We start from the raw sequence: 15058 nt of genomic DNA, 5'->3' as shown, positions 1-15058 counted from the left end.
GCCGCTCTCCGATAATCAGTAACGCTGTTTGCTATTTCCAGCTCGGAGCTGCTCCAAATGTCCAAGACTGCACCCAAAGGCCTGCAGGACGTCGTCGCCAACGAATCCTCCATCTGCTTCATCGACGGCGCGCGCGGCATCCTCTCCTATCGCGGCATCGACATCCACGAGCTCGCCGAGCGTTCCAACTTCGAAGAGACCACCTACCTGCTATGGAAAGGCAAACTGCCGACCGCCACCGAGCTCAAGCAGTTCACGCAGGAACTCGCCGCAGCGCGCACCTTGCCTTCTCAGGCCGTCGACTTCCTCCGCACACTTCCCAAGACAGCCTCGCCCATGGAGGTCCTGCGCACAACGGTCTCTCTGCTCTCCACCTACGACACCGACGCGAACTCCACGACCCATGAGGCGAACCTGCGCAAGAGCTTCAATCTGACCGCGCAGATTGCGATGATCGTCGCGAATTTCGACCGCATTCGCAAAGGCAAGAACATCGTTGAGCCTGACCCGTCGCTCTCCCACGCGGCGAACTTCCTCTACTTGTTGAACGGCGAGAAGCCCTCGCAGACCGCCACCCGCGCGCTCGATGTCGCCCTGATCCTCCACGCCGACCATGAGCTGAACGCCAGCACCTTTGCCGCGCGCGTCATCGCCGCGACGCTCTCCGACATGCACTCGGCCATCACCGGCGCGATCGGCGCCCTCAAAGGCCCTCTGCATGGCGGCGCCAACGAAGCCGTGATGCGCATCCTCTATGCCGTCGACAAGAACGGCCAGGATCCGGTCGAATACGTCCGCGGCATGCTCGAGCGCAAGGAAAAAATCTCAGGCTTCGGCCATCGCGTCTACACCACCGAAGACCCGCGCGCCACGCACCTTCGCCGCATGTCCGAGGAGCTGGGACGCGACGCAAACCCCAAGTGGTATGAGATGTCACGCAAGATCGAGCTCTTCGTAAAAGACCAGAAGAAGCTCAACGCGAACGTCGACTTCTACTCCGCATCCACCTACACGACGCTGGGCATCGACATCGATCTCTTCACGCCGATCTTCGCGATCAGCCGCATCGCCGGCTGGTGTGCCCACGTCATGGAGCAGCACGACGACAACCGGCTCATCCGTCCGCGCGCCGAGTACACCGGCCCCGCCTACCCGGCGCCCTACACGCCCATCGAGAAGCGCAGCTAAGAGTGGTTAGCCGTTAGCCGTTAGTGAAGATGACCCGGCGCCAGCTTCTCACTAACGACTAACGACTAACCACTCGTAATCTCTTACTTCGATCCCGGCGGAACAATCCCATTCATGCGCAGGTACTCAACCATCTGTCCGTAATGGTCGTAACCGTGCGCCGCAATAAAGGACGCTATCACTGCCCGCGTGTGCAGACCATCCACTCCTTCAATCGACACGAACGCATTCTCCGGAGTAATCGACGCGATTGCCTTATGCGCGTAGGTGAACGAGTCCGCCGCGGCCTTCAGCAGCTCGTCCTTCGACGTCAGACCCTGGATGGTCTTCGGGTCACCAGGGAACTTTTCTCCAAGAATCTTCGACGCGAAGAAATAGTTCGCCATCGTGACATGCGAAATCTCCTGCGCGAACGTCCGTACACCGTCGTACTTGGCGCCATTTGTTGAAGCCGGCGCGAAGCCGTACTTGTCCGCGGGCATCGCCTTCGCTACACCCATAAACTCCTGCTCAAACAGGTTCAGCAGTTCATCCTCTGCCTGCACGGGCGACATCTGCGCGCCAGGCGTCACCTTCGCACTCGCCGAACTCATCTGCGCAGAACCCGCCAGCGTCGACCCAGCCAGAACCAGAACCGCGCAACAATACCCAAGACGCATAGATCACCTCACGATGTAAGTTTTGTGCCGCCAACAGCCTAGCAGAGCCGGCATCGCAACTTGTCATCCAAACCGGTACTCTCGTCACAGATGCGCATCGACCTGGACGCCAACGCGACCACGCCCGTTCTCCCACAAGTCCTGGAGGCGATGCAGCCCTTCTGGCTCGAGCGCTACGGCAATCCCAGCTCCGCCCATCAGTCCGGCCAACGATCCCGCGCAGCCGTCGAACACGCGCGCACTGCGGTCGCTTCTTTGCTCCACTGTGCGCCGAAAGAGATCGTCTTCACCTCCGGCGGAACCGAGAGCAACAATCTCGCACTCTCCGGCGTACTGCAGCCGTTCCTCGACAAAAAAACTCCCGCCCACCTCATCACCACAAGAATCGAACACCACGCTGTCTTGTTCGCCGCCGAATCTCTCGAGCGCCGGGGAGTCCAGGTCACCTACGTCGCCCCCGACAGCAACGGCGTCATCAACTCCGCGGACGTCGAAGCCGCGCTGCGCCCGCACACAAAGCTCGTCAGCGTCATGCTCGCCAACAACGAGACCGGCGCAATACAATCCGTCGGCAAAATCGCCCGCATCGCCAAGGCACACGGCGCGATCGTCCACACCGACGCCGTGCAGGCCGCCGCCAAGCTCCCCCTTGATCTCTCCGGCGAGTTCAAGAACGTCGACCTGCTCTCCATCTCCGGTCACAAGATGTACGCTCCACAAGGCACTGGCGCGCTCTTCGTGCGCACTGGAATTCAACTCGCTCCACTCTTCCTCGGCGGCCCGCACGAGCGCCAGCGCCGCGCCGGCACCGAGAACGTCCCGGGCATCGTCGGCCTCGGCCGCGCCGCAGAGCTCGCGCTCGCATGGCTCGAAGGACAGCACCACCAGCTCCTCGCGCCCACGAACCCAACCACCGTGCAGCTCCCAGGCTCTCAGTCGCCCGCCGAGCTCATCGCTCGCCGCAGCCATTTTGAGCGCCGTCTGCTCGCGCTCATTCCCGGCGCAACCATCAACTCCGGCGGCGCTCCACGCATATCCAACACCATCAACCTGCGCATCGACGGCATCGACGCCGAAGCGCTCCTTATCGCCCTCGACCTTCAGGGAGTATCGACCAGCTTCGGCGCCGCATGCATGTCCGGAGCCACCGAGCCCTCGCACGTTCTGATCGCCATGGGTCTCACACCCGAGCAAGCCAGCTCCAGCCTGAGGCTCTCACTCTCCCGCCTCACCACCGACGAAGAGCTCGACCGCGCCCTCGAAATCATCCCCGCCGCAGTCGGCCGTCTGCGCTCTCTCCACTGACTCGCTAACTAGCTGACGCGCTCTGTTACAGATACCACGGAATATTCACGACCACGATCCGCTGATTGCCCTTCAGCAGAAGCAGCAGCTTCAGCAGTTGCACGCGCTGATTGTGCAGCAGGTTCTCCCACCAGTGGCGCACCACAAGTTCCGGCAGCAGCACAGCAATCTTGCGTCCCGGATTCTCATCCTCCAGCTCCAGGATGTAATCCATCAGTGGCGACAGAATCGTTCGGTACGTGCTCTGAACCGTCACAAGCTCCGGCTCGGCGCATCCATGCTCGCGAATGGGCTTGAGCACAAGCTCCTCCCACGCGTTCTCCACGGGATCAAATTCCTCGCTCGAAGCCACATGCACCACCTTGACCACCGGGCTCATCAGCATCCCGAAACGCATTGCCTTTTCGCCGATCTTGTCCCACCGCGCCATTGGAATCACGACGATGGGCGGCTCAAGCCCGCTCAGCCGCAGCGGTGTTGGATCCGCCGTTTCCACCTTTACGCGCTTGTAGTGCCGCTTTACCCCGGCCATCAGCGCAATGATCAACGGAACAAGGATCACAACAATCCACGCGCCGTACATGAACTTCGTCACCAACAGAACCAGCAGCGTGATACCCGTAGCTGTCGCGCCCAGCCCGTTCAGGAACATCTTCACCCGTCGGTGCCTGGCGTCCTTCTCCTTCATCCAGTGCCGAACCATGCCGGCCTGGCTCAGCGTAAACGCCAGAAACGCGCCGATCGCATACAGAGGTATCAGTCTGTCCGTCACGCCGTCGAAGAGAATCAGGATCAGCGCGGTAAACCCCGTCAACGCGTAGATGCCGTGCGAAAACAGAAGCCTTCGTCCGCGCAGCAGAAATACATGCGGCAGATAGTCCTTCTGCGCGATCGCGCGCGCCATGCGTGGAAAATCAGCAAATGCCGTATTCGCGCTGAATGAGAGCGCGGCGAGCACGCTACCCATCGTGATGAAGTAAAACCAGCTGCGTCCAAAGACTGCGGCCACCTCCAGCGACAGCACACTCTGATAGTTCGAAGCGTCCGGATCCATCGCCGTAACCCCGTACGCGCGCGCCACATAAGCCAGCCCGAACAGCAGGATGATCAGCATGAAGATGATTACTGTCAGCGTCTGGTTCGCTCTCTTCGATCGTGGCTCCTTAAACGCTGTCACACCATTCGATACCGCCTCGACGCCGGTCATCGCCGCGCAGCCGTTCGAGAACGCCTTCAGCAGCAGCCACACCAGCGCAAACTTCGTGAACGTTCCGAACACTGGAGCGGGCGGCGGAGGTGCCAGAACTGGAACCGGATGCCCACCGGCTGCCATCGACCGGAACACGCCCACAGCAATAGTTGCCAGCAACGTGCCGACGAAAAGGAACGTCGGCATCATGAAGATAAGGCCCGTCTCTTTCACACCACGCAGGTTCACAATCACGATGATGGCGAGCACGAACAAACACAGCGCCAGCTGATGCGGATGGAGCGCCGGAATCGCACTCACCAGCGCTGTGACACCGGCGGAAACGCCCACCGCCGCCGTCAGAATGTAGTCGATCATTAGCGCAGCGGCTGCCAGCAGCCCGGCTCCATTGCCGAGATTCTCGCTCGCCACCGTGAACGAACCGCCGCCCGTCGGATACGCATCAATGGTCTGCCGGTAACTGAAATACAGGATGACCAGCAGGCTGAGGATTAGAACAAAGATCGGCAGCAGATGCTGCTGCACTCCGGCCATACCCAGCGGAATCAGCAACACCATCGCCGCTTCCGGGCCGTACGCCGCGCTCGTTAGTCCATCGAGTCCGAAGATCGGAACGCCGGCCGCTACACCAATGTGCTCGTCCTTCTCGGCACTGGTAGCCAGCGGTTTACCAAACAGCAGATCAAAGAAGCTCATGCTTGGGCAAAATCCTCGGCCGCCCGCAGGCGCACCGATAAATATCCTACCTTACTCTGTCAATCCATCCCGCTAGATCGTTTCTTCACAACAGACCAGCCCGTCCGCATGTCGCAACCCGCACCTTGCGATAATTGCCTATGCCTCAGATTTCCGAGATTCCACTCACTACCCTCTCCGGTAACTCCACATCGCTCGACGCCTTCCGTGGCAAGGTCCTGCTCATCGTCAACGTCGCCTCCAAATGCGGTTTCACTCCGCAGTACACAGGCCTCGAGTCTCTCTATCAGCGCTACAAGGATCGCGGCCTGGTCGTCCTCGGCTTTCCCGCCAATGACTTCGCCGGACAGGAACCCGGAACAGAGCAGGACATCGCAAACTTCTGTTCGATCGACTACCCCGTCACCTTCCCGCTCTTCAGCAAGTCCGTTGTCACCGGCGCTAACAAACACCCGCTCTATCGAGAGCTGATCGCGCAGCATCCCGACCGCACCGAAAACGGTAATGCTCTGCGCGAAAACCTTACCGGCTATCTCAAATCTCAGGGCCTCCCCGCGCCCAACAATCCGCCCGAACTGCTTTGGAACTTCGAGAAATTTCTGATCGACCGCAGCGGCAACGTAATCGGCCGTTTCGCGTCCGACATCACACCGGACGACACGCGCCTCACAGGTGCCATCGAGCAAGCGCTCGGCAACTCGTAAACCCGGGCTCGCCGCGTCTTCGGCGGGCCCTCTCTCGTCATCCTCATCATCACCACTCCATCTGTTCTCACGAGAGGACCTTTTCCCAGATGCTCCGCACCTCTGTGCTCCTCGCCGCCGCGTCTTTGCTCGCACTTCCCTCCTTTAGCCAGGCGCCGATTCGCATCACCGCCGATCTCACCGACGCCCCGCGCAAGCTCTACCACGCCGAGATCGACCTTCCCGTGAAGCCCGGACCAGCTGCGTTCACCACACCCCAGTGGATCCCCGGCAATCATCGCCCCACCGGTCCCGTCGACCAGATCACAGGCGTCGTCTTCACCGCGAACGGCAAAACCATCCCCTGGCGCCGTGACGAAGCGGACCTCTACCAGTTCCACGTCGACGTCCCACCCGGCGTCAGCACGCTTCACGCGCATCTCGACTGCATCGTCCTCGCCCGCGCCTCAGACAAGCTCGCCGTGCTCGAGTGGGAAAAGCTCATGCTCTACCCGGCGAACACGCCCGTCCGCAATATCCCCATCCAGCCCAGCGTGACCGTCCCGAAAGGCTGGGGCATCGGCACCGCCCTGCAGCCCGTCGGCGCATACGATCCCAACGCAAGAGTCGGCGGCACCACGCAGTTCCAGCCCACCACCGTCGAGCAGCTCGAAGACTCCCCAGTCATCGCCGGCGAATACTTCCACGAGTTCGCGCTCGCCCCGGAAATTTCACCGAAGCACTTCATCGACGTCGTCTCCGACGAACCAAAAGACTCGGACCTCAAGCCCGACGTCCTCGCCGAGGTCTCCAACCTTGTTCGCGAAGCCAGCGTCGCCTACGCCTCGCATCATTACAACGTCTACCACTTCCTCCTCACGCTCTCTGACGTCGCCGGCGGCGAGGGCCTCGAGCACGGTCAATCCTCCGACAACGGCGTCGAGGAAAAGGGCTTCATCAACCCCGGCATGCGCCTCGGCAACGCCGACCTGCTGTCGCACGAGTTCACACACTCCTGGAACGGCAAATACCGCCGCCCCTACAACCTCTACCAGCCCGACTTCCACCAGATGCAGCAAGGCGAGCTCCTCTGGGTCTACGAGGGCATGACCCAGCACCTCGGCAACGTGCTCGCCGCGCGCTCCGGCCTCAAGACCGCCGCGCAATACCGCGATCTGCTCGCGATGTCCGCCGCCAACCTCGACAACAAGCCCGGCCGCGATTGGCGCTCAACCGACGACACCGCCATCGCCGCCAGCATCCTCCGCGGCGGCAACCCCGCCTGGGCCAACTGGAAGCGCGGCCAGGACTACTACCAGGAAGGCGAGCTCCTCTGGCTCGACGCCGACACCCTGATCCGTCAGCTCACCAACGATCAGAAATCGCTTACTGACTTCCTGCACATCTTCCTCGCCAAGGGTGGCAATACCGGCCCGCTCATCGTCACCTACAACCGCCAGGAACTCATCGACGACCTGAATCAAGTGGTTAAGTACGACTGGGCAAAGTTCCTCCACGACCGCGTCGATCTCATCAACCCACGCGCTGATCTCGATGGCATCGAGCGTGGCGGCTACAAGCTCACCTACCAGGATCATCCGAACGACTCTGAAAAGCTGATGGCCGGCGCTTCGCGCCGCGGCGGCATGGGCCCGAACGTCTGGTATTCCATCGGTCTCCGCGTCGGCAACGACGGCAGCATCTCCGACGTCCGCTGGGGCGGCCCCGCCGATCAGGCCAAGCTCGCGCCCGGGCAGAAGCTCATCGCGATCAACGGCCGCACCTTCTCCGCCGATCGCCTGCGCGACGCCATCGACGACGCCAAATCGAGCAAAGAACCCATCCACCTCCTCATGCAGACCGAGGACTACATCGTTCCCGTCAACATCGACTACCACGACGGCCAGCGCTATCCCGTTCTCGTTCGCGACGACAGCAAGAAAGACTTCCTCGACGAGATCACCACCCCACTCACCGACGAAGCGAAGAAAGCCCGCGAACAGGCCCCCACTCACACCCACGCCGCAACAGAATAGTCCCGTACTACACTGAGGGCGCTCCGGCGATCACACACCGCCGTGGCGCCCTTCGCTTCTTGTTTGCGTTCTTCGCGTCAAGGTTTTTGCTTTTACTCGCATCTCGAAACTCGCATCTCGAAACTGATTGCGCACCCATCAGGAGTCCCCGCATGCGAACCATCCTCATCCTCGCCGCAAACGCCCTCGCCACCATCGCCCCCTTCACGGCGAAAGCACAGACGATGTCCACAACGCCCGCCCAACCGCGCCCGCAATCGCAGTGGCCCGTCAAAGACGAGCTCTACGTCGCGCACGACTTCAAATTCGGCACTGGCGAATCTCTCCCCGAGCTTAAGCTCCGCTACCTCACCCTCGGCACTCCGCACCGCAACGCTGCCGGCCACGTCGACAACGCTGTCCTTCTCCTCCACGGCACAGGCGGCGAGCGCCACACGCTCCTCAATCCCATCTTCTCCAACGTCCTCTTCGGCCCCGGCCAGCCACTCGACATCACCAAATACTTCCTCATCCTCCCCGACGACATCGGCCACGGTGACTCCTCCAAGCCCTCCGACGGCTTGCGCATGAAATTCCCGCACTACGACTACGACGACATGGTCCGCTCGCAGCACCAGATGCTCCTCGAAGGCCTGCACGTCGACCACCTCCGCCTCATCCTCGGCACCTCCATGGCCTGCATGCAATCGTTCGTCTGGGGCGAAACCTACCCCGGCTTCTCCGACGCCCTCATGCCGCTAGCTTGCCTTCCCACCGAAATCGCCGGCCGCAACCGCATCATGCGCTATCTCGCCATCGAAAACATCAAGCGCGACCCCGCCTGGAACAACGGCAACTACACCACCGAACCCGCCGAAGGCATCCGCACCGCTAACGAGATGCTCTTCGTCATGGGCTCCGCTCCGCTCGTCCTCCAGAGGGCCGCACCCACTCGCGCCGCCGCCGAGAAGTACATCGACAACTACCTCGACCGCGTCGACGCCCACACCGACGCTAACAACTTCATCTACTACGTCGACGCCTCGCGCAACTACAACCCCGAGCCCCACCTCGACCGCATCACCGTCCCCGTCATGTACATCAACTCCGCCGACGACTTCATCAACCCACCCGAGCTCGGCATCGCGGAGCAACTCACCAAACGCATGCCGCACGCGCAGTTCGTCCTCATCCCCATCTCCGACCAGACTCACGGCCACGGCACCCACACCGCCGCCGCCATCTGGAAGGACCACCTCATCAAACTCCTCGCCGAGTCGGCGCCCAAACCATAAGCGCCTTCGCTCGTCCAACCATTACCATCAGCCTGCCACCGCACCAAACACCTGCCGAGGAAGGAACTCCGGACCGATGAGCACCCTGCGTCCGTTCAACCGCATCTTGCCTCTCATTTTCGGAGCAGTACTTATCGCTCCGCATCTCCCGGCACAGCAACCGTCGCAAACCACAGCCGCCGCGCCGCTGCCGATCTTCGACGTCGTCTCAATCCGGGAAAACAAATCCGGATCCGGCATCATGATGGTTCGACCAACCGACACGGGCTTCTCCGCGACCAACACCACGCTGAGCACCTTGGTAGCAAACGCCTTCGATATCCGATCCGACCTCATCTCCGGCCTTCCCAGTTGGGCGGACTCGGCCCGGTTCGATGTGAACGCCAAAGTGACGGATCCGAACATCAACGTGATGAAAGACCTTACCGGCGACCAGCGGCGCGCCATGTTGCAAGCGGTATTGGTGGATCGCTTCCATATCAGAACGCACATCCAAACCAAAACGCTTCCCGTCTACGATCTGATCGTCGCCAAAAACGGCCCGAAGCTGAAACAGAGCGCTCCCGCAACGCCGCAGAACGCGGACGAAACGCCCTCCAACCGGAAGCGCGGCAGCATTACGGTCAACAATCTTGCGGGCAACAATTCCGGTATGACGGCGGTCGCCATGCCTGTATCGATGCTCGCGGCAAACCTCGCCTACCAGGTCGAACGCACGGTCATCGACAAGACGGGCCTCACCGGCATCTATGACGTTTCGCTGAAATGGCACTCCAGCAACGATCTCACCGACGACGGCTCGCACACTCAGTTCCCCGACCTCTTCACCGCCCTCCAGGAACAGCTCGGCCTCAAGCTCGAGTCCTCCAAAGGCCCCGTCCAAACCCTCGTCATCGATCACGTCGAAATGCCCACCGCGAACTGAACTACGAGTCCGGCCTCAAAGCTCTCCGCCCAAATCCCGACGCAAACACAACCCCGCACGCTCTCCGCGTATTCTTCCATCTCTATGCAGAGGATCGCCCTCCCCCGCTTCCTCGCGCTGTGCGCACTCGCCTGCCTCTGCATCGCGGGGTTCAGCCTGAAACTCCTGCAGTACCGCTTCGGCGGCTACGACCTAAGCCCGCTCATCGACTCTGGCTGGCGCGTCTACCTCGGCCAGGTCCCCAACCGCGACTTCATCTGCACGTTCCCACCGATCCTCTATCTCGCCATCGCACTCGCCTTCAGAATCCTCGGCGCCCGCTGGCTCGCCATCACACTTGCCGGAACCATCTTCCCACTCGTACTCACCATCGTCGGCCTCCGCATTATCCATCTGCTCCGAACCCACATTTCTGAAACCCGCCTGCGCTGGCTCGCCCTCATCTACTGCGCTCTGCAGATGACGCCGCTCCTCGCCATCGGCTTCCCCTGGCACTCCTCCTGGACCGAAACCGCCTCGCTCTACGCGCTCCTCGCCACCTTCGCGCTCGCAATCTCGAACACTCCGCGCACCGAACTCCTCACTCACCTCACACTCGCCGAAACCCTGCTCCTGCTCGCCAAACCCAACATCGCACTCCCCATTCTCCTCGGCTGCACGATCACACTCCTCCTCGCTCGCCGCGCACGCGCCGCGATCCTCACACTCGCCGGCGCGGCATTACTCTCCTCGCTGCTTCTCGCCTTCGCCCACACGTCACTCGTGTCCACGTACAGGCTCTACGCGCAACTCACATCGCGCTTCCAGCCCGGTCACTTTCTCGACGGCATTCTCTATAACAAGGACCTCTCCGTCGGCTTCCAGCGCTGGACCATCTACGCCATCCTCCTGCCCGGCACACTCTGGATCATCCTCCAGGCGCTTCGCCGCACACCCACACCCATCTGGCTCCGCGCTGTCGCACTCACCGGCGTCATCGCCGCCTGGCTCGGTATCGGCACTAACGTCGAGTTCGCCCTCGTCGACGCGCCCGTTCTCCTCCTCGGTGCCGCTCTCATCGCAACCACGCGCGCAAACATCTTCGCTCGCTCCGCCATCAGCGCCGCAACCTACATCCTCTTCGCCATCGCGGGCTTCTACGGCATCTCGCGCGCCCGCATGCAGGAGATCGGCGTCTGGGCCGAAGCCGAAACCTGCCCCACCGAAGCCCACATCCACGATCCCTTCTTCGGCTCGTTCACCACCTGCCGCAATCTCGCCTCAATCCTCGAAGAGACCGACTCCGCGATCCACACACTCACACCGCGCTCCGTTTTCTTCGGCCCACGCATGGAGTTCCTCTACGCACGCTATCGCCTAGCCTCACCACGCGGCCTCCCCCTCTGGTGGCACCCCGGCAGCGCCTACCCACTCCCTGCCGAACCCGCAATCCTCGCCGCCTTCGAAGCCGACCGCCCCCAGCTCCTCATCTTTCTCCACGACGACCGCTCGCACATGCCCACCGCACTGCTCGATCGTATGAGCCGCGAATACCGCCAACTCCCACACCCACCCTCGCCGCACTACGCCGATCTCGCCGACGACCCCACCGCGAACATCGACATCTACACCCGCCGCTAACCAACTCGACGGACCTTTCTGTGCTTTTGCTTTTGCTTTTGCTTTTCTTGTTTGTCATCCCCGAAGGGGATCTGCTTTTTACGCGATGTCGGACGCGGCTGCTCTTGCCGCTTCGAAAACCTGCACCAGCTTCTCCGGCTGATCCAACAACGGCTCCATCGCGCTGCCCACCAGCACCAGCAGCGGAGCCGGCCCACACTCCATCTCCGCAAGCCCCTCCAGCCGCGACACCGCATGCGTCTGCCGCGCAGTCGCCGCCTGCGACACCGCCGCGCACGGCACATCCGCCGACACACCCGCCTCCGCCAACTCCCGCGCCAGCCGAGCCGTATCGCGCCCCGGCATGTAGATCACCAGCGTCGCATCCTCCGGCAGCGGACCTGACCAAATCGGCGCAGGATCCTTCCCCGTCGCATGATGCCCCGTGCAGAAAATCAGTTTCGACGCATACTTCCTGTCCGTCAGAGGCAGCGCCAGCGATGCCCCCGCAGCAAACGCCGCCGTCACTCCCGGCACCACCTCGAACCCCACACCCGCCGCGCGCAGCGCCGCAATCTCCTCGCCCGCACGCCCAAATACCAGGGGGTCGCCCGACTTCAGCCGCACCACGCTTTGCCCCGCGCGTGCCGCTTCGATCATCAGCGAATGAATTCCCTGCTGTGTAATCCGCGGCCGTCCGCAACGCTTGCCCACACTCGTAATCAGCGCGTGCCTGTGCGCAAGCGCCAACACCTCATCCGGAACCAGGTCATCATGAAACACCACATCCGCCGACTCCAGCAGCCGCACCGCGCGCACCGTCAGCAGTTCCGGATCCCCCGGCCCCGCACCCACGAGATAAACCTTCCCCGCTTCCGCTCGCGTCATCGGATCACCTCACCTTTGGGTGCCCCATTCATGACGACAGTCTCATCGTCGTCATGAATGGGCTGGATTACCGCGTATCCATGCTCCCTTGCATGCTGCCTCGCCGTCGCCCTTGCCGGACATTCCGCAAACCCGCACACCTCACGCTGCGCCAGCTCATGCAGCAACTGCTTCCGCGGCTCGCCGATCGGTTCCACCGCCGTCACCTCGCGCCGCAGCCTTCCCAGCTCCATCAACCACTCGCCCGTGTCCAGCGGCAGCGCCGCATTAATCTCCTTGCGCAGCCGCTGCGCGAGTGCCGGGCTCTCTCCTGCCGTCGAAATCGCAATCTGCAGCTCGCCGCGCTTCACAATCGACGGAAAATAGAAATCGCAGAACGGCGGATCGTCCACCGCATTCACCAGCACGCCGCGCTTCGTCGCCTCGGCAAACACCGCGCGGTTCACCTCCGAGGTCGCCGTTGCCGCAACCGCAAGAAACGCCCCCGCCAGATCACCCTCGCGATACTCACGCTGAACCCACGCGATGTCGCCACCCTCAGTCCACTCGCGCACCCGCGGCAGAGCCTCCGGCGCAATCACCGTCACCTTCGCCTCAGCGTCCAGCAGCGCCCCAATCTTCCCTTCCGCAATCGCGCCCGCCCCGACCACCACACAGGGCCGGCCCGTCAGCTTCAGGAACATCGGAAACAAACTCATCGCGCCACCTCAGCCCACATGACGTCATCCAACATTCGCCGGCACTCGCCCAGGAGCAGGATCTCTCTGCACCGGCGGAAACTCCCCGCCCGCCAGATCCTCCCTCAGCTCCGCATCCGTCGACCGGCGGAAGTACCCACGCAAACTCTCACCCTGCTTCCGCTTCGCCAGGTATCCCCTCAGCAGCCGCTCAATCGCCTCCGGGCAGTCCTCCGCCGCCGCGCGATACCCAATCTGCCGCGCAATTCCGGCATACTCACCCACCGCTCCGCCGACGCAGACGTAAAACGCGTCGACCATCTTCCCATCCTTCTTGATCTTCTTGCCCTCAAGCCCAATGTCCGCAATCCACGACTGCCCGCACGAGTTCGTGCATCCCGTCACATGCAGTCTGATCTGCTGATCGAACTCCGGCACCCGCTCTTCCAGCTCGCTCACCAGCCACTTGTTGAAGCCCTTCGTCTCCGCAATCGCCAGCTTGCAAAACTCCGTTCCTGTGCACGCCACCGCGCCACGGAAGAACACCGTCGGCTGAACCTCCAGCCCCAACCCCGTGATCTCCTTCACCAGCTCCTGCGTCTTCGCGTTCGGCACATTCACAATCAAAATGTTCTGCCCAATCGTCGTGCGCAGATGCCCATCGCCAAACCGCTCGCTCAACTCCGCCAGCGCAAACATCTGGTCAGCGGTCAGCCGCCCATTCAGAATCGTCGCGCCCACATAGCTCAGCCCATCCTGCTTCTGCCGATGCACGCCCACATGATCGCGATAGATATCCTCCGCAACCGGCCCCTCTTCCGCATAGTCGAACTTGTACCCCAGCCGCGCCTCGACCGCCTCCAGCATCTGCTCTGCAGTCCACCCGTTCTTCATGAACAGATACTTGATCCGCGCTGCTGTTCTGCTCTCGCGCAGCACATCCGAGTCGCGAAACACCTCCAGCACCGCCTTCACCGCATCGAACGCCTTATCCTGCGGAATGAACGCCGGCAACCGCACCGCGAGATGCGGTTGGTTCGACAAGCCGCCACCCACGCGCAAGCTATAGCCAATCTCCTCGCGGCCATCCTTCACACGCTTCAGCGCCGTCAGCGACACATCATTAATCTCCGGGAACGAGCACCACACCGGGCATCCGCTCACCGAAATCTTGAACTTCCTCGGCAGGTTATAAAACTCCGAGTTCCCCGTCAGCTTCTGCGCAATCTCCACCGCCAGCGGCGACGAATCAATCAGCTCATGCCCATCCAGCCCCGCCAGCGGGCACCCCGTGACATTCCTCACCACATCGCCGCAAGCGCCCTTCGACGACAGCCCAATCTTCTCCAGCTCCTCCGCCACCACCGGCAGCGACTGAATCGTCAGCCAATGCAGCTGAATATTCTGCCGCGTCGTCACATCGCCGATCCCCCGCGCATACTTCGCCGTAATATCCGCAATCCCGCGCAGTTGCCGCGACGTCAGCAATCCATTCGGCAGCCCAATCCGCTGCATGAAGAACTCCGTCGCCTTGCCCTCGCCGCCCGTTCCGCCAGTCACGCCCAGGCCATCGCCCTGCGAATAAATCCCCCACCACCGGAAGTACATCGCCCAATCGGCCGGGATACTGCTGTGCCCGAGCCGCGCAAACTCCCGCACCTCATCCCACGCATCCCACGGATTTTTCTCGCGCTTCAGCCGCTCGGCCTTCTGGGCCTTTGTTTCCTTCACTGGTGCAGCCTCTTTCACTGGCGCTGCTCCGGCCGCAGGCTCCAAAACACTCGTATCGCTCACGTAAAATCTCCCGGTTAAAACGAAAGCCCACGAACTTTGTCGTGGGACCTCAGGGGTTGAAGCTTATGGGTTTGCGCTTATGCTTCCGACACGCACGCCGTCGCTTCAGCCCTGAGGCTAAGAC

12 protein-coding genes are annotated in these 15058 nt (G+C 62.0%); 7 read left to right on the top strand and 5 right to left on the bottom strand.

Going from position 1 to position 15058, the window contains the following annotated elements; genetic code table 11:
* Positions 1 to 57 precede the first annotated feature (57 nt).
* Complete coding sequence (locus VGU25_05075) at positions 58 to 1188, top strand: citrate synthase (GenBank protein ID HEV2576563.1); 1131 nt, start codon at positions 58 to 60, stop codon at positions 1186 to 1188.
* Positions 1189 to 1271: 83 nt separating this feature from the next.
* Here VGU25_05075 and VGU25_05070 read toward each other — a convergent pair whose 3' ends face one another.
* Positions 1272 to 1847, bottom strand: a complete 576-nt coding sequence (locus tag VGU25_05070; GenBank protein HEV2576562.1) for a DinB family protein — start codon at positions 1845 to 1847, stop codon at positions 1272 to 1274.
* A 60-nt stretch (positions 1848 to 1907) separates the two neighbouring features.
* On the opposite strand from VGU25_05070, the gene VGU25_05065 reads away from it, so the two are divergent.
* Entirely contained in the window at positions 1908 to 3152 is a 1245-nt protein-coding gene (locus VGU25_05065; protein ID HEV2576561.1) for a cysteine desulfurase family protein, read from the top strand.
* A gap of 25 nt (positions 3153 to 3177) precedes the next feature.
* Here the strand turns inward: VGU25_05065 and VGU25_05060 are convergent, their stop codons facing one another.
* Positions 3178 to 5058 (bottom strand): APC family permease, encoded by a 1881-nt coding sequence (locus VGU25_05060; protein HEV2576560.1) that lies wholly within the window; start codon positions 5056 to 5058, stop codon positions 3178 to 3180.
* 140 nt (positions 5059 to 5198) lie between these two features.
* Here VGU25_05060 and VGU25_05055 point away from each other — a divergent pair, with 140 nt between their 5' ends.
* The 5 genes from VGU25_05055 (at position 5199) to VGU25_05035 (ending at position 11596) form a co-directional block, all read left to right on the top strand.
* Positions 5199 to 5762 (top strand): glutathione peroxidase, encoded by a 564-nt coding sequence (locus tag VGU25_05055; GenBank protein HEV2576559.1) that lies wholly within the window; start codon positions 5199 to 5201, stop codon positions 5760 to 5762.
* 89 nt (positions 5763 to 5851) lie between these two features.
* Entirely contained in the window at positions 5852 to 7777 is a 1926-nt protein-coding gene (locus tag VGU25_05050) for a PDZ domain-containing protein (GenBank protein HEV2576558.1), read from the top strand.
* Between the two features lie 152 nt (positions 7778 to 7929).
* Positions 7930 to 9051 (top strand): alpha/beta fold hydrolase, encoded by a 1122-nt coding sequence (locus VGU25_05045; GenBank protein HEV2576557.1) that lies wholly within the window; start codon positions 7930 to 7932, stop codon positions 9049 to 9051.
* Between the two features lie 76 nt (positions 9052 to 9127).
* Complete coding sequence (locus VGU25_05040) at positions 9128 to 9976, top strand: TIGR03435 family protein (GenBank protein ID HEV2576556.1); 849 nt, start codon at positions 9128 to 9130, stop codon at positions 9974 to 9976.
* A gap of 84 nt (positions 9977 to 10060) precedes the next feature.
* Complete coding sequence (locus tag VGU25_05035; protein ID HEV2576555.1) at positions 10061 to 11596, top strand: hypothetical protein; 1536 nt, start codon at positions 10061 to 10063, stop codon at positions 11594 to 11596.
* 78 nt (positions 11597 to 11674) lie between these two features.
* On the opposite strand, the gene cobA is transcribed toward VGU25_05035, so the two are convergent.
* Genes cobA through cobG form a run of 3 tightly spaced genes read right to left on the bottom strand, consistent with a single transcriptional unit; the run spans position 11675 to position 14934 of the window.
* Positions 11675 to 12463, bottom strand: coding sequence for a uroporphyrinogen-III C-methyltransferase (cobA, locus tag VGU25_05030; protein HEV2576554.1), 789 nt, complete (start codon positions 12461 to 12463; stop codon positions 11675 to 11677).
* The gene (locus VGU25_05025; GenBank protein HEV2576553.1) at positions 12460 to 13161 is read right to left on the bottom strand and encodes a bifunctional precorrin-2 dehydrogenase/sirohydrochlorin ferrochelatase; all 702 of its coding nucleotides are present in this window, start codon (positions 13159 to 13161) and stop codon (positions 12460 to 12462) included. Before VGU25_05025 ends, cobA begins: the two co-directional genes overlap by 4 nt.
* A gap of 24 nt (positions 13162 to 13185) precedes the next feature.
* Entirely contained in the window at positions 13186 to 14934 is a 1749-nt protein-coding gene (cobG, locus tag VGU25_05020) for a precorrin-3B synthase (GenBank protein ID HEV2576552.1), read from the bottom strand.
* Positions 14935 to 15058 lie beyond the last annotated feature (124 nt).

This window comes from Acidobacteriaceae bacterium, assembly GCA_035944135.1.
Classification (GTDB): domain Bacteria; phylum Acidobacteriota; class Terriglobia; order Terriglobales; family Acidobacteriaceae; genus Granulicella.
This window is presented reverse-complemented; position numbering and strand designations above follow the sequence as displayed.